Consider the following 21,471-nt stretch of genomic DNA (forward strand, 5'->3'; position numbering starts at 1 on the left):
GGCGCGGCTTCGCCGCGACGCATCCCCCAAGTCTCTTGCCTTGTTCTACGCCTGTTCCTATCCGGCTCCGGTGCTGAAGGAACCGCCCCTCTCCTGCCTCGACCCCGCGACCGGAACGCTCTGCGCCGCCGACGTCGCGCGCGGGGTCACGCGGATGCTCCACCGGCACGACCTGACCGCGATGGCGGAGGTGCCGCTCGACAATGGCCGTCGCGCCGACCTGATGGCGATCGACGCCAGGGGACGGATCGTCATCGTCGAGATCAAGGTGTCGCGCGCCGATCTGCTCGGGGACGGCAAATGGCCCGACTATCTGGGTCAGTGCGATCGCTATTACTGGGCCTTGCCCGCCGGGTTCGACACGGCGCCGCTCGATGCCCCCGCCTTTCTGCCGCACCGCACGGGCGTGATCGTCGCCGATCAGTATGATGCGGAGATCGTCCGCGAGGCGTCGACCGAGGCGCTCGCCGCGCATGTGCGCAAACGCTGTACCCTGTCCTTCGCCAGGCGCGCGGCGCGGCGCATGCTCGCGCTCACCGATCCCGACGCCTATACCAGCTAGAGCTTGGGTCCCGACATCGCGCCGCGCGCGCGCTTGGGCGCCTCCGCGAGCAATTTGGCCAACGCCGGGTTGCGCGCGTCGCGGCGCGCATAATCGCGCGCGGACATGCCCGCGACATTGTCCGTCTGGTCGGGATCGGCGCCCGCCGTCAGCAACAGGCGCGCGGTCGTGACGTCGCGACGCTGTACCGCGCGGATCAGCGGCGTCTCACCCCCGCCATTGCCCAGATTCACATTGGCGCGTCCCGCCACCAGCACCGGGATCAGCCCGGCATGACCGGCCGTCACCGCCAGCAGGAGCGGGGTATCCCCGCGCCCGTCGCGCACATTGGGGTCGGCACCCTTCTGCAGCAGATAGCGCAGGTACACCTCGTCGCCGCGCCGTGCGACGATATGGAGGGCGGTCTCGCCGCTACCCACGTCGCGCGTGTTGATGATGTTCGCGCCCGGGCGATCGAGGATCGCGAGCACGTCATTGCCCTTGGCGTCGCGCACCGCCTGCAGGAACTTGTAGCTTTCCGACTGCTGCTGCGCCCCGGCGGGAACGGCGATGGCGAGCAGCAGCATGGCGGGGAGAAAGGCTCTTGGCGACATCGCGCGGGATCCCGGATAGATTGGCCGAACAGGTGACTTGCTCACCCGCCGCTAACAGATCAAGGCTGGCTTCGTCATGAATATTCGCTCGACCTTGGCGGCCGCCGGGCTGGCGTTGCTGCTCGCCGGGTGCGGCGCCGCGACCCCGCCCGAGCAGCCGCCGCTTGCCGGTGCCCGCATCGGCGGCCCCTTCGCGCTGACCGACGAGAATGGCCGCGCGACGACCGACCGCGACCTGACCGGAAAGTGGCGCATCATGTATTTCGGCTACACCTTCTGCCCCGACATCTGCCCGACCGACGCGCGGAACATCGGGGCGGGGCTCAAGCGCTTCGAGGCGGAGGACCCCGATCGTGGCGCGCGGGTGACGCCGGTGTTCGTAACGGTCGATCCCGCGCGCGACACGCCCCAGGTGCTCAAAGCCTTCACCGACGCCTTTCACCCCCGCATGATCGGCCTGACCGGCAGCGGGGACGCGATCGCGCGCGTCGCGAAAAGCTATGCCGTCTATTACAGCAAGGGTGATCCCGCCCCCGGCGGCGGCTATCTGATGGATCATCAGCGGGTCACCTACCTCATGGACCCGCAAGGTCGTCCCGTGGCGCTGCTGCCCGCCGACAAGAGCGCCGACGCGGTCGCGGCCGAACTGGCGCGGTGGGTCCGATGACGCGCCGCGCGCTTGGAGGGGTCCGATGACGCGCTTCTGGGAGGATACGCCGCTCGACCGGCTCGACCGCGCGCAATGGGAGCAATTGTGCGACGGGTGCGGGAAATGCTGCATCCACAAGCTCGAGGACGAGGAGACGGGGGAGCTCCTCGCCACCAACGTCGCCTGCCGCCTGCTCGACGGGCGCACCGGACTGTGTTCGAACTACAAGCACCGCCGCGCCTATGTGTCCGAATGCGTGCGGCTCACCCCCGCCAACGTCCATGGGATCGACTGGCTGCCGTCGACCTGCGCCTATCGCCTGCGCGCCAACGACGAGCCGCTGCCCGACTGGCATCACCTCAACTCGGGCGACCGTGAAGCGGTCCACCGCGCGGGCCAGTCGGTACGCGGTTGGACGATCAGCGAGGACGTGGCGGGCGACCTGGAGCATCATCTGGTCGACCGCGACCTGTGAGCGACACGTTCGAGGTCGTGCGGCATCCCCGCGCCAGGCGGGCGCGGCTCACCTTCGATCCGGCGAGCGGGCGCGCGCGGCTGGTGCTCCCCGCCCGCGCGGCGCTGAAACCGGCGCTCGCCTGGGCGCGCGGCAAGAGCCAATGGCTCGACGAGCAACGCGCCGGGCTGCCACAGGCGCGACCTTTCGTCTCCGGCGCGGCGATCGAGGTCGCGGACGAGCGGCTGGAGCTGCTGTGGCGACCTGGTTCGCGTCGCACCCTGACCCGCGACGGCTACCGGTTGGTGGGGGAGGGGCCGCCCGAGACGCTGGCCCGCCGCGTCGAGGCCTGGCTCAGGCGCGCGAGCCTCGACCTGCTGACCCGCGAGACGACCGAGTTCGCGGCCAAGGCAGGGGTAAGCGTCGCCAAGGTCATGGTCGGCGACCCGCGCGGGCGCTGGGGCAGTTGCTCGGGCAGCGGGGCGATCCGCTATAGCTGGCGGCTGGTCCTCGCCCCCGGCTGGGTGCGCCGTGCCACCGTCGCGCACGAGGTCGCGCACCGCGTCCATATGGATCACGGCCCCGCTTTTCACGCGCTGGTGCGGGACCTGCTGGAGGAGGATCCGACGCCCGCGCGCGCCTGGCTGCGCACGCACGGGGCGGGACTTCACTGGATCGGGCGCTCTTCCTCGTCATAGTCGCGCGGCACCTCGACCCGCGGCGCGGGGCGTCGCGGCCGTTCGTCGCGGCCCGTCGCCCGGTCGATCCAGTCCTGGTCGAAGCGCTGGGGCGACTCGGCTTCCTCCTCGGGCGGCGCGGGGCGCGGCTCGAAGTCGGGCGCCGCCGGGGCTGCGGGGGTCTCGCCATCGATCGCCAAAGGGTCGCCGTTCTCGTCGACGAACATCTGATTGTCGGGGGCTCCGAAATAGCTCTCCTCATCGGGTTCGAGCTGCCATTCCGGGAGCGTCACCTCGGTCTCGAACTGCTCGATCGGGCGCTTGGCGACGGCCGCGCGCATGAACTGGGCGAAGGCGCGCGCCGGGGCGCGGCCGCCCGACAAACCGGCGACCGGCCGCGCATTGTCGCGCCCCATCCACACGCCCGTGGTCAGCCCGCTCGAAAAGCCCAGGAACCAGCCGTCCTTGGCCGAACTGGTCGTGCCGGTCTTGCCCGCGACGGGGCGGCCGATCTGCGCCTCGCGGCCTGTGCCGGCATTGACGGCGGTCTGGAGCAGGTCGGTCATCTGCGCGGCCACATAGGGCGCGACGAGGACGCGGCTGCGATCGACCTCGTGGCGGTAGATCGTCTCCCCGTCCGCGCTCACCCGCGTGATGCCATAGGGCACGACGGCGATGCCCTTCGAGGCGACCGAGGCGAAGGCGCGGGTCATGTCGATCAGCCGGACGTTCGAGGTGCCGAGCACCATGGACGGATGGGTGTTGACCGGGGTGGTGATCCCGAACCGCCGCGCCATGTCAGCCACCGTCGAGAAACCGACCTCCTGGCCCAGCTTGGCCGCGATCGTGTTGAGCGAATAGGCGAAGGCGGTCCGCAGCGTCACCGCGCCCGAATTGCGCCGGGAATCGTTGCGCGGGCTCCACCCCTCGATCGTCACCGGCTCGTCGATCACCGAGTCCTCGGGCTTGTGCCCATTTTCCAGCGCGGCGAGATAGACGAACAGCTTGAACGCCGAACCCGGCTGGCGTTGCGCCTGGGTCGCGCGGTTGTAGATCGAGGACACATAATCCTTGCCGCCGACCATCGCCCGCACGGCGCCGTCGCGGTCGAGCGAGACCAGCGCCCCCTGCGTGCCCGTCGGCGTCTGCGCGCGGATGGCGGCATCGGCGGCGCGCTGCATCGCGGGGTCGAGCGTCGTCCACACATCGAGCGGCGCGTCCTGTTCGTCGATCAGCAGGTCGAGCTGGGGCAGCGCCCAGTCGGTGAAATAGCGCACGCTGTTCTGGCGCGGCGCGGGCTCCAGCTTGAGTTCCTGCGGGTCGGCATCGGCGGCCTCCGCCGCGGTGATCGCTCCCGTCTCGACCATGGTCTGAAGCACCACGCCCGCGCGGCCCTGCGCGGCCTCCGCATCGGCGGTGGGGGAATAGTTGGAAGGTGCCTTAACCAGCCCGGCGATCACCGCCGCCTCCGACAGGCTCAACTGTCCCGCGCCATGCCCGAAGAAGCGACGGCTGGCGGCGTCGATGCCGTAGGCGCCACCGCCATAGTAGACCTTGTTCAGATATAGTTCGAGGATCTGGTTCTTGGAGAATTTGCGCTCCATCGCCAGCGCCAGGATCCATTCGCGGAATTTGCGTCCGAATTTCTTCTGGCTCGACAGGAAGACGTTGCGCGCGAGCTGCTGGGTGATCGTCGATCCCCCTTGCGTCCACCGTCCGCGCTCCCAGCGTACCTTGGCGGCGCGCGCGAGCCCGATCGGGTCGACACCGGGATGATTACGGAAGCGCCGATCCTCGACCGACACGGTCGCGTCGCGCATCACCTGCGGGATCTGACCATAGGGAAGCCACTGACCGTAACTCGGCCCGAGCGACACCAGGATCGATCCGTCGGCGGCATGGACCCGGATCATCTGCCCATTGGGGGACGATCGAAGCTGGTCGAAGCTGGGAAGCTGCGACCGCGTGACATAGACCGCGATAACGAGCGCGCCGAGCGCCAGCACGCCCAAGGCGACCAGCACTTGGAAGGTGCGGACGATGCGGCGGCGCCAGGGAGAATGCCGGGGTTTCGGCGAACGCCGGGGCTGAGGGGTGCGCGCTGCCATGGATGCGGCGCAGGATTACCCGGTCATCCTGAACGCGGCAAGAACGCCGCGCATGATCCGAGGGCGGTCAGCTACGCGGCTTGAACTCCAGCGACACCGAATTCATGCAGTAACGCTGGCCGGTGGGCGGCGGGCCGTCGGGAAAGACATGGCCCATATGGCTGTCGCACCGCGCGCAGCGCGTTTCCGTACGCGTCATGCCGTGACTGACATCTTTATGGTCGCTCACCCGGTCCGGCTCGATCGCGCGGGTGAAGCTGGGCCAGCCCGAGCCCGAATCATATTTGTCGGCGCTGTCGAACAATTCGAGCTGGCACGCCGCGCAGCGATAGACGCCATCGGCCTTGTTGTCGTTGTAGCGGCCGGAAAAAGCGCGCTCGGTGCCCGCTTCGCGCAGCACATGATATTGCTCGGGAGAGAGGCGCTTGCGCCACTCGTTTTCGGACAGGGTCAGGCGTTCCATCCCGCTCATTTCGGCTTCCTTCCGGTCGCGTTCAAGGGTCACGCCATTCTGGTCGCGCGCGCGATGAGCTGGATCAGGAAAGGCGCGCGCGCGAGCCAGGGCAGGGCGGCCGGCGCGACCGGTCCCTCCGCCAGATCGCGGACCAGCCCGGCCACGCGGATCGGTCGCGCGGCCCGGGCGGCGAAGCGGCGCTGCCATGCCGCGCTCGCCATCGGTCCGCCGCCGGCATGAGCGGCCGCCGCCGAACAGCCGCTCGCGATCGCGATGCCCATGCCCTCGCCCGCCAGCGACGGGATCACCGCCGCCTGGTCGCCCAGCCGGAACAGCCCCGCCATCCCCTCGCGCATCCGCCAGCCATAGGGGACGTTGGCGACCGCATCGATGCCGCTTCCCGTCGCGCGCATCGCCAGCCGGTCGCCAAAGGCGGGCGCCGCGTCCGCGATGGCCCGGAGCAGCGCCTCGGGCGACCCCGCCTCATGCAGCCGCGAGCGTCGCACCGCCAGGCACAGATTGGCCGATCCGTCCTCCTGCACCGCGAGCCCGGCATAGCCACGGTCGAACAGGTGAAGCTCGATCGCATCCTCGATCCGGCGGCGCATCGCGTCCGAGGGGGCGAGCCGCACCCGTATACCCAAGGCCGGATCGTCGCCCGGCCCCGGCGTCGGTCGGGCGAGCCCGCGTAGATCGTGCTTGCCCGTCGCCAGGAAGAGCGCGTCGGGCGCGATCACCGTCCCGTCCGCCAGGACGACGGAGCCGGCCTCCGCGCTCCGCACCGCGACGCCGCGCTCCACCCCCGCGCCCGCGCGCTCGGCCTCCGCGAGCATCAGCGTGTCGAGCGTCCGCCTGGACACGGCGAGCGCCGGATAGGGCAGGGGGGCCTCCACCTCGCGCGTCCCCGCGAAAACATGAACGCGCCCGATCCGGCGCCGGCTCAGCCGGTCGGGATCGACCCCCAGCGCGCGGATACGGTCGAGCGTCCGCCAGCTCAGAAACCCGCCGCACAGCGCGTCACCCGTCTGGCGCGTCCGCTCCAGGATCACGGGACGTGAATCGGCGCGCGCCAGCCCGATCGCCGCCGCGCTTCCCGCCGGCCCGGCGCCGATGATCAGCGCAGGCGTTCGACGCATAGCCGGAACGGAAAGGCACGGAATATGCGCGCGCCGTCGACGCCCGCCTCCGCCAGAATGTCACGCCACTCGGCAGGACGAAAAGATCGGGCGATCGAGATGCGGCCATCGTGGCGCACGATCGGGTGCCAGCGCGCCAGCATGGCGAGCAGCGGATAACCCGCATGAGCGAAGCGGTGGCGGTGGAGGTCGTTGACGAACCAGCAACGCGCATTGGCTTCCATGAAGCGCAGAAAGGCGAGGAGCTGCGGATGCGTCATGTGATGCGCGACGAGGCTGGAAACGACCGCGTCCCAATCGCCGCCCATATCGGCATAATCGCCGGTGACGTAGCGGATCGGCATGGTCGCGGGAGTATGCGCCGTCGCGGCGGGCGCGCTACGCGGGTTCAGATCGACGCCGACCAGCTCGGCGGTGACGTCATGCCGCGCCGCCCAGCGTGAAATGCTGCGCAGCATATCCCCGTCGCCGAAGCCGACATCGAGCAGGCGCAACCGACGATTCCGCACCGCGCGCTTCAGAAAGGCGAGGGTGGGCCGGCGGGCCATCGTGGCGCTGTTCACCCGCGCCAGATCGCCGATCAGTGCCGAATAGACCGCGGGATCGAGGTCGTCGGCATCCATCAGTTCGTCGGCGGTGGAGCGACGGGCGAGCGTCACGCGGCGGCGCTCCGAAAGCCGAAGCCCTCCGCCGCCAGCCCCGGCCCGAAGGCGAGCGCCAGCCCCTCGCGCACCGCCGGCCCGTCGAGCAGCCGGGCAAGCACGAACATGAGCGTCGCCGAAGACATGTTGCCGCAATCGGCGAGCACGCCGCGCGAAACGGCGAGCGCGTCGTCAGGCAGACGAAACGCGGTCTGCACCGCGTCCAGGATCGATCGCCCGCCGGCATGGACCGCCCAGCCATCGATGGATGCGGGCGGTCGTCCCCCCGTCGCGTCGCGCGCCAGATCGGGGTCGCCCAGTGCCTGGGCGATCCGCCCCGGTACCTCGCCGGACAGGTGCATCGCGAAACCGTGATCGGTGATGTTCCAGCGGATCAACGCGTCCGAATCGGGCAAGGTCGTCGCGAAAGGCTGGTCGATCGCGAAGCCGCGCGGCTCGGCGGTCACCAGCGCCGCCGCGGCGCCGTCACCGAACTGAAGCATCGCGAGCAACGGTTCGAGCGCCTCGACCTCCTGCAGGTGAAGCGTCGAAAGCTCCACCGTCACGACGAGCACGCGCGCGGCCGGGTCGGAGCGGACGACGTGGCGCGCGCTGCGCAGCGCCGCGACCGCGGCGTAACAGCCCATGAAGCCGACGAGCAGGCGCTCGACCGAGGGCGCCAGTTCCAATCGTCGCGCAAGGATCTGGTCGATCCCCGGCGCGACGAAGCCGGTGCAGCTCGCCACCACGAGATGGGTGATCCCCGCGAGCGACACCCGCTCGCCGAGCGCGGCGACCGCGCGCAATGCGAGGTCCGGCGCCGCCTCGGCATAGACCGCCATCCGCCGCGCGGTGCCCGGACGCTCGCCATGGTAGAAGCCGTCAGGGTCGACGGGCGACCCGCCCACCGACGTCTCGGGGAGCACCGACCAGCGGTGACGGATGCTCGCGCGGCCGGCCATGCGATCGAACAGCTTCCGCTCGCGCGGCGACACGCGCGTGCGCGCCCAGGCGATGAACGCGTCATGGATGTCATGGGCAGGCACGGCGGTGCCGACGGCGTTGATATGGGGCGTCAAGCGAAGAACTCGGAGGAACCAGCCCCTTCAACGCGCCAGTCCGGATAAGTGCCCCAAGCGCGTCCGGTCGCCGGCCGGTCGGCGTGTCCGCGCGGACGATCCTCCCGCGCGGCCATCCCGACGGCTCAACGATCCCCGAACCGAAGCCTGGCGCCGATATACAGATACCGCCCGAGCGACGGGATCGGCAGGTCGTAAGAATCCTCGTCCGGCTTCTGATCGGTGATGTTGTTGACGCCGCCGTAGAAAGCGAAGCCGCTCGACGTCGCGAGTTGGAACTGGACGTCATGCTGCCACAGCTCCTCGTAGCGGAGCAGGTCGGCCGGGGCGTAATCAGGGTTGTTATCGGTTATGTTGCGCGAAAAGCGACGCACGCGGTCGAACCAGCGCAGATTGTAGCTGACGGTCAGCTGGTCGAGCGTCCAGGTCGGCGAGAAGACGAAATTGAACTTGGGACGGCCGGGCTGGTCCACCTGATCCTCGACCTGCGCGCCGGGCGTGGACACGATGTCGAGCCGGTCGAGATAGCCGCCGACGAAGCGCAGGTCGACCGTGCCGAGTCGGGCGGTGCGCAGCAGATAGCTGACGTTCAGGTCGAGCCCGGCGGTGCGGAACTGCGACACATTCTGCGGCTGGACGCTGAAGTCGTCGATGAAGCCGGTGCCCTGCCGGCGCCCGATCGCCGCGCAATAGACATTGTCGATCGTCGGCTGGTCGACGCAGAGCTCGGCCACGGTCTGCGCGCCGGGGGTGCTGATCGCCCCCCGCAGGCGAATATCGTACCAGTCGGCGGAGATGGTCAGCCTGGGCATGAAGCTGGGACGGAGCACGACGCCTGCGGTCCAGGTCCGCGCGGTCTCCTCGCGCAGGTCGGGATTGCCCTGTTGCGCGCCGGGGATGAACGACACCGCATTGGGATTGTTCGAGGCGGTGAGAGCGGCGAGCGTCCCGCCGAGCCCGGAGATCAGCGCGGCGCAATTGGCGGCGCGGAACTGCGTGCCGTTGCCGCGCTGCTCGGGATAGCAGGGGTCGACGAAGAAGCTGCTCGCGCCCGTCAGCGGGGTGAACAGCTCGCCGATATTGGGCGCGCGCACCGACTCGCCATACGACCCGCGAAAGGTCAGGTCGCGCACGGGCGCGTAGATGCCGTTGAACTGGTACGCCTGGGTCCCGCCGATCGTGGAATAATCCGAATAGCGCCCGGCCGCGCCGACCGACAGCGTTTCCGCAAAACGTGCGCCCTGCAGGATCGGCACGTCGATCTCGCCGAACGCTTCCCACACGTCGAACTTGCCGCTCGACGGGCTCGGGATCACGAACTCGTCGAACTGGTAGAACAGCCCTTGGGTCAGGAAGTCGTTGGGGCGGAAGCGGCTGGTTTCGCGCCGATATTCGCCGCCGGCGGCGAAGCGCACCGGGCCGCCGGGAAATGCGAACAGCCCGCCCAGATCGCCGCCGATCGACGCATTGACCACATCCTGCGTGATCCGCGCGCCGCTGTCGTTGTCGAGCTGGAAGAAGTCGAGCGATGCCTGGTCGGCCGTGCCCGCGCCGAAGGTGTTGATCGGTACGCATCCGCTGCCCGCGCCCGGGGTGAAGGTGACCGGGGGCGTCTGGACGGCGGCGGGATTCAGGTTGGAACGGCAGGTCGCGCGCCCCGTCGCCGGATCGATCACCGCGTCGAGCGCGGCCTGGTAGCGGTCGTTCAGGCGGTCGTTGATCTTGGTGATGCGCACGTCGGTGCGGCCATGGGTGTAGTAGACGTCATAGGTCAGGTGGTCGGCGACCCGTCCGCTCAGGTCGACCACCCCGCGCCAGGTCCGTCGCCGGTCGCTCTCGCCACGCCGGCCGAAATCGAAATTGTCGCGGATCGAGCTGACGCCCGTCGATCCCGCCGCGAGCGCCGCGTCGCGGATGGAGGCGGGCAGGAAGGCGTTGTCGAGCGTGAAGGTCGCGGGGTAATTGCCGGTGTAGCTGTCGAAGGTCGTCGCGCGCGTCTGGACGAACTTGCCTTCCAGCGACAATTTGGCGGCGTCGCCGAAATCATAATGCGTCAGCAAATTGACCGCGTGGCGCCGGATGCGGGGCAGCAGGTCGCCGATGAACCCCGCCACGGGCGTCGCGTCGCCCCCGGTGGCGTAGAAGGAGGCGGGGGTGCCGGGATCGTAGACGCGTCCGTCGCCGCGAAAGTCTGGCACGCCGTCGCCGTTCACGTCGACCGCGCCGAACACCGACTCGCCCGGATAGCGCAGGTCGCCCTGGAGGATGTTGTCGGGAATGGTCGGGTCGTCGTTCGGATCGCGGTCGTTGGTGATCAGATAGCGGCGACGGTCCTGGCGCAGATAGGACCGGTCGTCATTCTCAAGCGCGTCGTCGGCATTGTATTCATAGGCGAGCGTCGCGTTGCCGCGCCCGTCGGCGAAGTTCCGCCCGGCCAGGATCGACGCGAAGCGGTTGGCGGCGTCGCCCCGTTCGGAGATGCCGAACTGCGCGCGCGCCGACACGCCGTCGAAATCGCGCCTGGTGATGAAGTTCACGACGCCCGAGACCCCGTCCGCGCCGTACACCGCCGACGCGCCGCCGGTGAGCACGTCGACGCGCTCGATCAGGTCGGTCGGGATCGAGTTGATGTCGACGGCCGCCGTGCTGACCTGGCCCGCGACGTGGCGGCGGCCGTTGACCAGCACCAGGGTGCGCGCCGGGCCGAGCCCGCGCAGGTCGAGCAGGTTCAGTCCCGCCGCGCCGAAGGGCTGGGTGTTCAGCCGGTCCGATCCCGCCGTCTGGGTGCTGTCGACCGAATTGGTCAGCGCGGGAACGCGCTGGAGGAAGTTGGTGACGTTGGTGTTGCCCGATCGCTGGATGTTCGCCGCGTCGAACGACACGATCGGATTGGGCGCGGCGAAGTCGGGCCGCGCGATGCGCGAACCGGTCACGACGACATCGGCCTCGGGCTCGGCGGGGACTTCGGCCGCGGCCTGGTCGCGCGTCGCCGCGGCCAAATCCTGAGGCATGGCCGCCCACGCCCGATCCGAAGGGTGGGCGAGTATTGCCACCCCCGCGAGCATGGCGGCGCGGACTCTGGCGGTGCACGGCATTTCTGTTCCCCGATCGGCAGCCGTCCCTGTTCAGCGGCCTTGATGTGGATCGGTTAGAAGCGTGCCGTGTCGTCGATCAACAGCAAGAGACCACCCCGCCGATCTAATCGTGCGAGAATATACCTGTATCAACCCGAGCACGGCCGACGACGGTGTTTGAACTGGCGATGCAGGCCAGCGATGGGCAAGTTTCGGCCGATGAGGGGCAATCAGCATCGTGCATATGCGCCGATGACGCGCCGGACGCTGCTCGCGACCGGCGGCGCGGCGCTCGTCACGGCCTGCGCGCGGGGCCGCGATCCGGAAGCGCTCAGGCTTTGGGCGATGAGCTACGAGGGCGATTATTCGCCGCTGCTGATGCCGGCATTCACCCGGGCGACGGGCATTCCGGTCGAGGTGCAGTCGCTCCCCTGGACCGCCGCGCACGAGAAGCTGCTGACGGCCCATGCCGGGGACTCGCTGCCCGACGTGCTGATGCTGCCCAATGGCTGGGTCGGCGAGTTCGCGCTGGTCGGCGCGCTGGTGCCCGTCGTCGATCCCGCCTTCGTGGCCGACCTGTTTCCCGGCACGATCGAGACGGTGCGCGCGGGCGGGGTCGATTTCGCCGTGCCCTGGTCGGTCGCGCCGCAGGTGCAATTCTACCGCCGCGACCTGCTCGCCCGCGCCGGGTACGACACGCCGCCGGCCGATTGGGACGGCTGGCGCGCGATGGGCCGCGCGCTGAAGCGGCGGCGGCCGGACGATTACGTCATGCTCCTGCTCCTCAACTGGCCCGACGCGCTGTTCACCTTCGCGGGGCAGGCGGGGGCGAAGCTGCTGCGCGACCGGGACACGCGGGGGAATTTCCGCACGCCCGAATTCCGCGCCGCCCTGGGCTTCTACAAGTCGCTGTTCGACGACGGATTCGCGCCGCGTGCGTTGTCGACCGAGATCCAGGACCCGCTCGCCGCCTTCGCCCAGGGCTATTTCGCCATCTATCCCAACGGGCCGTCCCTGCTGCTCGACCTGCACCGCCGCCGTGCCGAGATCGCGGCAGATCATTGGGGGATCGCGCGAATGCCGGGGCCGCGCGGTCCGGGCGCGGCGTCGGGCGTCAGCGCCAGCCTGTGCGTGTCCGCTCGCTCGCATCGTCCGGCCGACGCCTGGAGCCTGGTCCGCCACATGACCTCGACGGCGACGGAGCTTCGCTTCCAGACCCTTATCGGCAACCTTCCCGCGCGGCGGAGCGCATGGGATCACCCGCAATTGTCGATCCCGCTGCTGCGGCCGTTCGCCGAGCAGATGCTCGAACCCGCGCCGGCGCCGTCCATCGTTGAATGGGAGCGCATCCGCCTGGAGGTGCAGCTGATCGCCGAACGCGTGGTGCGCGGCCTGGTCACGATCGATCAGGGCCTGATCGAGATGAACCGCCGTGCGGACCGGCTGCTCGCCAGGCGTCGCGCGCTGGTCGAGGCGGGGAAGATCGCATGACGCGGCAGGAGCGCGCGGCCTGGGCGTTCACGCTGCCGGTGCTGGCGGTTATCGCGCTCGTCTTCGTCGTGCCGACCGCGCTGGCGATGGCGCTGAGCGTCACCGATTACGACCTGTACGCGCTGGCCGACTGGTCGAACCTGAATTTCGTCGGGCTCGGCAATTTCGCCGACCTCCTGTCGACTCCGCTCTTCTGGCGGGCGCTGGGCAACACCGCGCTGTTCGCGCTGATCGGGGTGCCCGCCGCGATCGGCGCGTCGCTCGCCACCGCCCTGCTCCTCAACTCGGCGACCGTGCGGTGGAAGCCCTTCTGGCGCGTGCTGCTGTTCGCGCCCTACGTGACCAGCGTGGTCGCGACCGCCGTGGTGTGGCGCTTCCTGCTCAACACGCGGTTTGGGCTGATCAACTATGCGCTGGGCCTCGTGAACATCCCGCCGGTCGACTGGCTGGGCGATCCGCGCGCGTCGATCCCGGCGATCCTGTTGTTCGTGACGTGGAAGATCTTCGGCTACAACATGATCGTGTTCACCGCGGCGCTGGCGGCGGTGCCCGGCGACCTGATGGAGGCCGCGCGGCTCGACGGGGCGGGGCGGTGGACGCGCTTTCGCCACGTGACCCTGCCGGCTATCGGTCCGACCCTGATCTTGGCGGGGGTGATGAGCGTGGCGGGATTCCTGCAGCTCTTCGCCGAGCCCTATGTGATGACGCTGGGCGGCCCCGCGCAGAGCACGGTCACCGTCCTGTACTTCATGTTCGACGAGGGGTTCAAATGGTGGAACCTGGGACAGGCCTCCGCGGTGGCGTTCGTGCTGTTCCTGCTGATCCTGGCGCTCACCCTGATCCAGACGCGAATCGGGCGGCGGTACGAATGGCTTTGAGACGCCTGCGCGCGGTGCTGCTCAACGCGGCCGTCGCGCTGCTCACGCTGGTCACGATCGCGCCGCTCGCCTGGATGGTGACGGTGTCGTTCATGCCGCGCGGCGAATCGAGCGCCTTTCCGCCGCCCTTCCTGCCCAGCCGGTGGAGCTGGGAGAATTATCACGAACTGCTCGCGCGGCGACTGATCGACGGGGCGTGGTTCGATTACCGCATCGTCCCCGCGATCGGGAACAGCCTGCTCGTCGCGGCGATCTCGACCGTGCTCGGGCTGCTGCTGACGGTGCCGGCGGGCTATGCCTTCGCCAAGCTGCGCTTCCGGGGGCGCGAGCGGTTGCTCCAACTGCTGATCGCGTCGCTGGTCGTGCCGGGGCAGGTGGCGATGCTGCCCTTGTTCCTGTTGTTCAGGGAATTGGGGCTGGTGAACAGCTATGCCGGGGTGATCCTGCCGTCGCTGGCGGGGATCTTCGCGGTGCTGTTCGTGCGTCAGGCGACGCTCGCCATCCCCGACGAGATGATCGACGCCGCGCGGCTCGACGGCGCGAGCGAAGCGCGCATCTTTCGCGTGATCGTGCTGCCGCTGCTGGCGCCGGTGACGGTGACGCTCGCCTTGTTCATGTTCCTGGGAAGCTGGAACGATTTCCTCTGGCCGCTGATCGTGCTGGCCGACCAGCATCTCTATACGCTGCCCGTCGCGCTGGCCGCGATCGCGCGCGAACATGCGGCGGACGGCGAGCTGATGATGGCGGGGGCGGTGGTGACGACGATGCCGGTGCTGCTGCTCTTCCTGGCGCTCCAGCGCTATTATATCGGCGGGCTGCTGGGGGGCAGCATCAAGGGCTGAGCGGGGAAAAGGCCCGGCCGTCCGCGCCGAACAGATGGGCGTCGCCCGGCGCCACGGCGAACCGGAGCGTCTCGCCCAGGGTCACGGCGCGGTCACCGGGAAGCTGCGCCACCACCGTGTCGGTTCCGCCCCGCGCGCCCAGATGCGCGAAGGACAAGGGGCCCAGCCGCTCGAACAGCTCCACCGCGCCGCCGAACGGGCCGGCCGCGTCCACGCGCAGATGCTCCGGCCTGATCCCCAGCGTCGCGGGCGACCCGATCGCCTCGCCCGGCACCCGCGCGGCGATCCGCACCGCGTCGCCGTCGGGCAGGCGCACCGTCGCACCCCAGGCGTCGGCCGCGTCGATCGTGACCGGGAGCAGGTTCATCGCCGGCGAGCCGATCGCCCGCGCCACCGCAAGATTGGCGGGGCGGGCATAAAGCGCCATCGGGGCGCCGACCTGCTCGATTCGTCCCTCCGCCATGACGACGATGCGGTTCGCGAGCGTCATCGCCTCGAGCTGGTCGTGCGTGACGTAGATCATCGTGCTGCCGAGCTGCTGGTGCAGCCGGGCGAATTCATGGCGCATCCGCACGCGCAGCGCGCTGTCGAGGTTCGAGAGCGGCTCGTCGAGCAGGAGGACCTGGGGCTCGCGCACGATCGCGCGGGCGATCGACACGCGCTGGCGCTGCCCGCCCGACAGCGCGCGGGGCCGGCGATCGAGCAGGGCGGTCAGGTCCAGCGCCTGGGCCACCGCCGCGACGCGTTCGGCGGCCTCGCGCTTGGGCCGTTTCGCGACGGTGAGCGGGAAGGCGATGTTCCCGGCGACCGTCAGATGGGGGTAGAGCGCATAGGATTGGAACACCATCGCCACCCCGCGCTCGGCGGGCGCGACATGGGTCACGTCATGTCCGCCGATTGCCACGCGGCCGGCGCTCGGCTCCTCCAGCCCCGCCAGGAGCCGCAGCAAGGTCGACTTGCCGCACCCCGACGGCCCCATGACGACGACGAACTCGCCATGATCGATCGCCAGGTCGGCGGGATGAAGCACCGTCACGTCGCCGAAGCGCTTCGTCAGTCCCGCGATCTCGACGCGTGCCATGCCGTCCTCCCCTGCCGGACGCCATCCGTCGGGCGCACGGCGGATGCAAGGGAGTGGCTCGAAGCTAGGGCCAGGAAAACGCACCGGGCCACCACGCGCCGCGATCCGCCTCGCGTCCGTCCGCCAGCGATCTATGCTCACCTATGTTTTTAATTTTTTTTAATATACCATCCTGACGGGAGCCATTTCGCGGCGCCCATGTTGTGCGTGGGGGCGATTCGGGTCGTTCATCGCGGATGACCGCGCGGATACGGCGCCCCGGGGGTAGATTTACGATGATCAATGGTTCCGCAATTTCCCTTTCGGGAGAAATTCGTCGTGCTGCGCTGGGAAGCATCTCGCTGGCGGTTCTCGCGGTGCTCGGCGCGACGGCAGGCCATGCTCAGGCGCTTCGGCCCGATTATTCACCGGCCGCCGACAATGGCGGGGGCGCCGACCCCGACCGGGCCAGGATCATCACGCGGACCGACACCACCGGGACGATCACCGGCGACTATTCGCTGCGCGGCACCAGCGCGCGGCGGTTCCGGTTCGACAGCTACACCGTCGCCGAACGTCAGGCGCGCGGCGAGGTCGTATCGGGCTATGACGCGATCGACGGGCGGGTCAGCGTCGCGCTCGGCGCCGAGGAGAAGCGCACGGTCGTCACCTATCCCGACCAGATCAAGGGCACCAATGTCGCGACCCCGGTCTATGACAACGACCTGTTGACTGCCTTTAGCGCGACCGATCGCGATACCGCCGCCTTTTTCGACACGGGATCGCCGGTCTATGGCGACCTGCGCCTCGCCAATATCAGCGGTTCGGACGTGACGATCGCCACCGGCAGCAAGGCGAAAAGCGTCTACGATACTGCCAACCTGGCGATCGTGACCGCGGACAGCGGCTCGACGCTCTACAATGTCGCCGCGGGCAGCAACATCGTGTATGACGCCGTGACCGCCACGATGAGCGGCATCGACCAGGACGGCCTGCGCCAGCGCGCGACGCAGGACTATCTGGTCAACGTCACGACCTTTTCGGGCGTGACCTTCAACGGCGACGACAGCGTCACCGACCTCGCGAGTCTGAAGCGCTACAACACCAGCCTGATCTCCCGGCTGCAAAGCGGCGCGATCACGCCGGATCAATATGAGGGCATGATCCAGGCGGCTGCGCAGACGTCCGAGCGGACGGTCACCGTGCGCAACGAGCCGCTCGACCGCTACCGTGCGCCGCCGACGACGAGCGAGCGCCTGTTCATCAAGCTCGATCGTTCGACGCTGGTCACCACCACCGATTCCCGGCTCGTCGGCATGGCGCAGGCGGATCGCAACACCGATGGCGGCAACACGCTGATCCTGGCGCAAAACGGGTCGGTGGTCACCAATAACGGCGTCGTCACGCAGGCGGGCGCCGGCCCCGGGATACGCCTCGACGGCGCGGGCACGACCCTGGTCAACACGGCGACGGGCGTTATCGGCATCGGCTATGAGGTTCTCGACCGGTCGAGCGGCACCGCGGTCGCGACGGGCAGCGACAACCGCGCCCATACCACCGACAATGTCGCGATCCTCGCCAGCAACGGCGCGGCGATCGGCAATGCCGGCATCATCAACGTCGCCAATCGCGATATCGCCAGCCTTCCCAACAATCCGGAGTTCGGCAAGGCCAATGTCGGCATCGTCGTCGGATCGGGCGCGACCGCGTCAAATACCGGCACCATCCTGATCGGCGGCGGCGCCAGCGTCGCGGCCAATCAGCTCGGCTCCTTCGACGGCGCGGCCGGTCTCGTCGCGATCGGCGGCGGTACCGCCGCCAACGCCGCGGGCGGCCTGATCCGCGTCGGCACGAGCTTCGCCGAGACCAGCGCCGATCTGGCGACGGTCACCGACATCGTCTCGATCAACCCCGCATCGGGGATGACCTCGCTTTCGGGTGGCGGCGCGCTGATAAACGCCGGCACGATCCGCGTCGGCGTGCTGGCGCAGAACGCGACCGGCATCAAGATCGGCGGTGACGGCGGCACCGCGGTCAACAGCGGCGCGGTCACGCTCGATGCGTCGCCCGCGACCAGCCCGGTCCGGCGCAACGCCGCGATCTCGGTGTTGGGCAGCGGCGTGGCCGGTGCGGTCAATGCCACCAACACCGCGACCGGCGTCATCACGCTGGGCGGCATCAACAGCGTCGGCCTGCTGGTCGAGAACGGCGTCGCCGGCGGATCGGCACGCGCGGTCAATGACGGCGCGATCGTCATCAACGGCGGCGTCTCGTCCGATCGCCTGCGCAATTACGGCATCTATGTCGGCAACGCATCGTCCTCGGCGGTGCAGAACGGTGCGGTCACCATGCGCGGCGAGGGCGCGATCGGCACCCATGCGCGCAACGGCGGCACCGTAACCGTCGGCGCGAACGGCACCGTCGATTTCCAGGGCGCGCGCCAGATCGGCTATTACGCGCTCGGCGCCGGATCGACGATCACCGGCGGATCGACGATGACCGACATCGACACGGCGTCCTCCACCGGCCTTCGGGTCGAAGGTGGCGCAGCGGCGCGCGGCGCCGGGCTGATGTTCACCGTGTCCGGCGCCGGTGCGTTCGGCATCGTCGGCTCCGGCGCCTCGTCGGGCACCACCGTCGACGCGGCGGGCGTGCAGATCGCGGTCTCGGGCGCGGGCGGCACCGGCATCGTGATCGAGGGCGGCGCGACCGGTATCGTCGATGCGACCAGCGACATCCGCCTGACGGGCGCGAACACCATCGCGGTCCTGGTCGATGGGCAGGGTCGCGACATAGACGGCGTCGCGACCGGCACCCCGGTCGCCGCCACCAGCCTAGCAGCGGGCGCGAACCTGGCGTCGTCGGCCGCCAACGTCACCGGCTATGTCGTGCGCAACCAGGCCCAGCTCACCCATTCGGGTATGATCGCCTTTGCCGGCGCGAACGGCTCCGCCATCGTCGGCACCACGGGCGCGCGGATCGCCAATAGCGGTACGATCGGCCTGGGCGGCGGCGCCAGTTTCGGCATCGACCTTGCCGGAACGGGCACCACGGGCACGCATACCGGCAGGCTGACGGGCAGCGGCACGGGCGTGCGCATCGCCAGCGGCGCGGCCTTCGCCAACAACGGCGCGATCGCCCTGACGTCGGGCACCAGCATCCTGATCGACGGCGCGGGATCGACGCTGTCGGGCACCGGCACCGGCGCCGTGTCGGTCGGCGAGGGAGTCGCCGCGTTGCGCCTGGTCAATGGCGGAGCGGCGAACACGGCCGGCAGCTTCACCGGCGGCGGCACCGCGCACGGCGTGCTGGTCGATACCGGCGCGGGCGCGCTGACGCTGGGCGCGGGAACGATCACGACGACGGGCAGCGGCAACGCCATCGAGAATACCGCCGGGTCCACTGCGATCCGGCTGAACGGCTCGACGTTGATCGCGAACGGTTCGGGCGCGGCGGTGCATAGCGCGGTCGCGCTCGATCCGGCCTCGACCGCGACGCTGACGGCCGCGGGCGCGAACAGCACGGGCTTTGATTTTTCGGGAACGGGCGGCGCGAGGACGACGGGCAATCTGGCGCTCGGCGATGGCTTGGCGATCACCGGCAGCGGCGCCGGTTCGACCGGCGTCCGGCTGAACACCGGCGGTCAGGTGACGCTGGCGGGTCGCGTCGCGATCACCAATGCGCAAGGCGGCTCGGCGATCGTGGCGGGCCCCGCGTCGTCGCTGAGCAACGGCGGCACCCTGACCTCGGCCAGCACCGCGGCGCCGGTCGTCGATCTGCGCGGCGGCACGCCGGTGTTCGTCAATACCGGCACCATCACCGCAGCCTCGACGACCGCGACCGCGATCCTCGGCGGCGGCAATGGTCAGGCGGTGACCCTGAGCGCCGGCCCGGTCACGGGCGCGGTGACGCTGGGTGCGGGTAACGACATCTTCCTGATGACCGGCGGGACGCTGGCCGGCGCGTTCGATGCGGGCGCGGGCAACGACACCGCGACGTTCCGCGGCCTTACCGACGCCAATCTGTCGGGCGTCACCGCCATCGCCGGGAGCGGCACCGCAGCGGGCGGCGACACGCTTACCTTCGACGCGACGATCTCCACCGGCACGCGCCGGATCACCGGATTCAACGCGGTCAATTTGAGCAACAGCTCGACGCTCACCGCCGATGGCGACCTGATCCTGGCCGGGGGAACGATGACGATCGGCTCGGGCTCGACCTTCTTCGCCGGCAACGGCGTGCGCGGCACGGTCGGCGCGGCGACGGGCGGCACGGCGAGCGTCGTCAATGCCGGGATCATCGACCTGACCAACGGCGCATCCGGCGCGACCGACACGTTGACGATCCGCGGCAATTATGTCGGCCAGAACGGCACCATCAGGCTTCAGACGGTGCTGGCCGGCGACGGGTCACCGTCCGATCGCCTCGTCATCGACGGCGGCGCGGTGAGCGGGACCACGATGATCCAGATCACCAATGCGGGCGGCCTGGGCGCGCGGACGACGGGCGACGGCATCGAGGTCGTCAGCGCGATCAACGGCGGCACGACGACCGCGACGACGACCGGCGCCGGCTTCACGCTCGCGGGCGAACATGTGGATGCGGGGGCGTTCGAATACCGGCTCTATGCTTCCGGCCTGACAGGCACGAGCCAGAGCTTCTTTTTGCGGACCCAGGCCAACAATCAGACGCCCGTGACACCCGTGACGCCGGCCGATCCGACCTTCCGGGTCGAAGTACCGCTTCTGAGCACGGTGGCGGGTACATTGCGCCGTGGCGACCTCGCCATGCTCGGCACCTATCACCAGCGCATGGGCGATGAGAACGGGACAATCGCCCGCGACTTCACCGTACCGGGCCGGTTATGGGGCCGCGTGATCGCGGATGACGGGCGGGTCCGGCAGGGCGGGGATGCGCGACCGACGACCGATGGACGGACATACGGATTCCAGATCGGCGTCGACCTTTTCCGCTTCGGAACCGGCGGCGGGCATCATGATCTCGGCGTCTATGGCGGATATACCGAAGGGAAGTTCGACGTCAGCGGGTTCGCTGGCGGGATTCAGGGCCGGGCGGTCGGCCGGTTCGATCCGCGCAGCACCTATGCGGGCCTGTACTGGACCTATCTGTCCGACAGCGGCTTCTACGCCGATACCGTTGTCCAGCACAGCTGGTATGGCGGCCGGGCCGTGGCGACGAACGGCAACGTCGCCCCGATCGACGGCACCGGGATCCTCGCCTCGGTCGAGACGGGTTACGCGTTTCCCCTCTCGCCGACCTGGGTGCTGGAACCGCAGGCGCAGCTGATCGCGCAGGGCAATTCGCTCGACGATGTGGTCATCCCCAATGCGCTGGTCCAGCAGCGCGACCGCGGCCAGCTGACCGGCCGGATCGGCCTGCGTACCCGCGGCCGCTACGACACGAGCGCCGGCGCGATCCAGCCCTATCTGCGCGCCAATCTGTGGAAAGCGTTCGCTTCCACCGATCGCACGCTCTTCATCACGCCGGCGGCGACCACGCCGGTGCGGACATCGAATTCGGCGCTATGGGCGGAGGCCGGCGCCGGCATCACCTGGTCGCTGAGCCCGCGCCTGGTGCTGTACGGCGAGGCGGATTACCGGCGGTCGCTGGACGATGGACAAGGCGTGGTGGGTCGATCCGTCGGCGGCTCGGCCGGGCTGAGGATCAGCATGTAGGGAACGCGACGACCACGCGTCGGCGCGGGCCCGCTTTAGACATGGTGTAAGGGATCGCCCGCTCCGATCGGTCGTCC

The 21,471-nt window shown here is 69.5% G+C and carries 16 protein-coding genes; 8 read left to right on the forward strand and 8 right to left on the reverse strand.

The window, feature by feature from the left end; genetic code table 11:
- Positions 1–70 precede the first annotated feature (70 nt).
- Complete coding sequence (locus tag VF592_RS12605; protein WP_414714217.1) at positions 71–562, forward strand: MmcB family DNA repair protein; 492 nt, start codon at positions 71–73, stop codon at positions 560–562.
- Here the strand turns inward: VF592_RS12605 and VF592_RS12610 are convergent.
- Complete coding sequence (locus tag VF592_RS12610) at positions 559–1,155, reverse strand: ankyrin repeat domain-containing protein (protein ID WP_331005982.1); 597 nt, start codon at positions 1,153–1,155, stop codon at positions 559–561. The two genes, VF592_RS12605 and VF592_RS12610, sit on opposite strands and share 4 nt — an antisense overlap.
- Positions 1,156–1,231: 76 nt before the next feature.
- On the opposite strand from VF592_RS12610, the gene VF592_RS12615 reads away from it, so the two are divergent.
- Genes VF592_RS12615 through VF592_RS12625 form a run of 3 tightly spaced genes read left to right on the forward strand, consistent with a single transcriptional unit; the run spans position 1,232 to position 2,956 of the window.
- A complete protein-coding gene (locus VF592_RS12615; protein ID WP_331005983.1) occupies positions 1,232–1,822 on the forward strand; it encodes an SCO family protein in 591 nt (196 codons plus the stop codon).
- Between the two features lie 25 nt (positions 1,823–1,847).
- The gene (locus tag VF592_RS12620) at positions 1,848–2,279 is read left to right on the forward strand and encodes a YcgN family cysteine cluster protein (protein WP_331005984.1); all 432 of its coding nucleotides are present in this window, start codon (positions 1,848–1,850) and stop codon (positions 2,277–2,279) included.
- Positions 2,276–2,956, forward strand: a complete 681-nt coding sequence (locus VF592_RS12625) for a M48 family metallopeptidase (protein ID WP_331005985.1) — start codon at positions 2,276–2,278, stop codon at positions 2,954–2,956. The genes VF592_RS12620 and VF592_RS12625 overlap by 4 nt, the downstream gene beginning before the upstream one ends.
- Here VF592_RS12625 and VF592_RS12630 read toward each other — a convergent pair.
- The 6 genes from VF592_RS12630 to VF592_RS12655 all read right to left on the reverse strand — a co-directional run bounded on the left by VF592_RS12630 (position 2,926) and on the right by VF592_RS12655 (position 11,364).
- Positions 2,926–5,043 carry a PBP1A family penicillin-binding protein gene (locus VF592_RS12630; RefSeq protein ID WP_331005986.1) on the reverse strand — a complete coding sequence of 706 codons (2,118 nt, stop codon included), beginning with the start codon at positions 5,041–5,043 and terminating at the stop codon, positions 2,926–2,928. The two genes, VF592_RS12625 and VF592_RS12630, sit on opposite strands and share 31 nt — an antisense overlap.
- 67 nt (positions 5,044–5,110) lie before the next feature.
- The gene (msrB, locus tag VF592_RS12635) at positions 5,111–5,506 is read right to left on the reverse strand and encodes a peptide-methionine (R)-S-oxide reductase MsrB (RefSeq protein WP_331006030.1); all 396 of its coding nucleotides are present in this window, start codon (positions 5,504–5,506) and stop codon (positions 5,111–5,113) included.
- 38 nt (positions 5,507–5,544) lie between these two features.
- Positions 5,545–6,633 (reverse strand): NAD(P)/FAD-dependent oxidoreductase, encoded by a 1,089-nt coding sequence (locus VF592_RS12640; protein ID WP_331005987.1) that lies wholly within the window; start codon positions 6,631–6,633, stop codon positions 5,545–5,547.
- The gene (locus tag VF592_RS12645; RefSeq protein WP_331005988.1) at positions 6,612–7,292 is read right to left on the reverse strand and encodes a methyltransferase domain-containing protein; all 681 of its coding nucleotides are present in this window, start codon (positions 7,290–7,292) and stop codon (positions 6,612–6,614) included. The genes VF592_RS12640 and VF592_RS12645 overlap by 22 nt, the downstream gene beginning before the upstream one ends.
- Positions 7,289–8,353: a type III polyketide synthase gene (locus VF592_RS12650; RefSeq protein WP_331005989.1), complete on the reverse strand. Its 1,065-nt coding sequence runs from the start codon at positions 8,351–8,353 to the stop codon at positions 7,289–7,291. Before VF592_RS12650 ends, VF592_RS12645 begins: the two co-directional genes overlap by 4 nt.
- Positions 8,354–8,478: 125 nt before the next feature.
- A complete protein-coding gene (locus tag VF592_RS12655) occupies positions 8,479–11,364 on the reverse strand; it encodes a TonB-dependent receptor plug domain-containing protein (protein WP_331005990.1) in 2,886 nt (961 codons plus the stop codon).
- 315 nt (positions 11,365–11,679) lie between these two features.
- Between VF592_RS12655 and VF592_RS12660 the strand changes: the two genes are divergently transcribed.
- Genes VF592_RS12660 through VF592_RS12670 form a run of 3 tightly spaced genes read left to right on the forward strand, consistent with a single transcriptional unit; the run spans position 11,680 to position 14,638 of the window.
- The gene (locus VF592_RS12660) at positions 11,680–12,918 is read left to right on the forward strand and encodes an extracellular solute-binding protein (RefSeq protein WP_331005991.1); all 1,239 of its coding nucleotides are present in this window, start codon (positions 11,680–11,682) and stop codon (positions 12,916–12,918) included.
- Positions 12,915–13,796 (forward strand): sugar ABC transporter permease, encoded by an 882-nt coding sequence (locus VF592_RS12665; RefSeq protein ID WP_331005992.1) that lies wholly within the window; start codon positions 12,915–12,917, stop codon positions 13,794–13,796. Before VF592_RS12660 ends, VF592_RS12665 begins: the two co-directional genes overlap by 4 nt.
- Complete coding sequence (locus VF592_RS12670; protein ID WP_331005993.1) at positions 13,787–14,638, forward strand: carbohydrate ABC transporter permease; 852 nt, start codon at positions 13,787–13,789, stop codon at positions 14,636–14,638. Before VF592_RS12665 ends, VF592_RS12670 begins: the two co-directional genes overlap by 10 nt.
- Here the strand turns inward: VF592_RS12670 and VF592_RS12675 are convergent.
- Positions 14,628–15,719: an ABC transporter ATP-binding protein gene (locus VF592_RS12675; protein WP_331005994.1), complete on the reverse strand. Its 1,092-nt coding sequence runs from the start codon at positions 15,717–15,719 to the stop codon at positions 14,628–14,630. The two genes, VF592_RS12670 and VF592_RS12675, sit on opposite strands and share 11 nt — an antisense overlap.
- A gap of 275 nt (positions 15,720–15,994) precedes the next feature.
- Here VF592_RS12675 and VF592_RS12680 point away from each other — a divergent pair, with 275 nt between their 5' ends.
- Positions 15,995–21,394, forward strand: coding sequence for an autotransporter outer membrane beta-barrel domain-containing protein (locus VF592_RS12680; protein WP_331005995.1), 5,400 nt, complete (start codon positions 15,995–15,997; stop codon positions 21,392–21,394).
- The last annotated feature ends 77 nt before the right edge of the window (positions 21,395–21,471 follow it).

Source organism: Sphingomonas sp., from assembly GCF_036388435.1.
In the GTDB taxonomy this organism is placed as follows: domain Bacteria; phylum Pseudomonadota; class Alphaproteobacteria; order Sphingomonadales; family Sphingomonadaceae; genus Sphingomonas.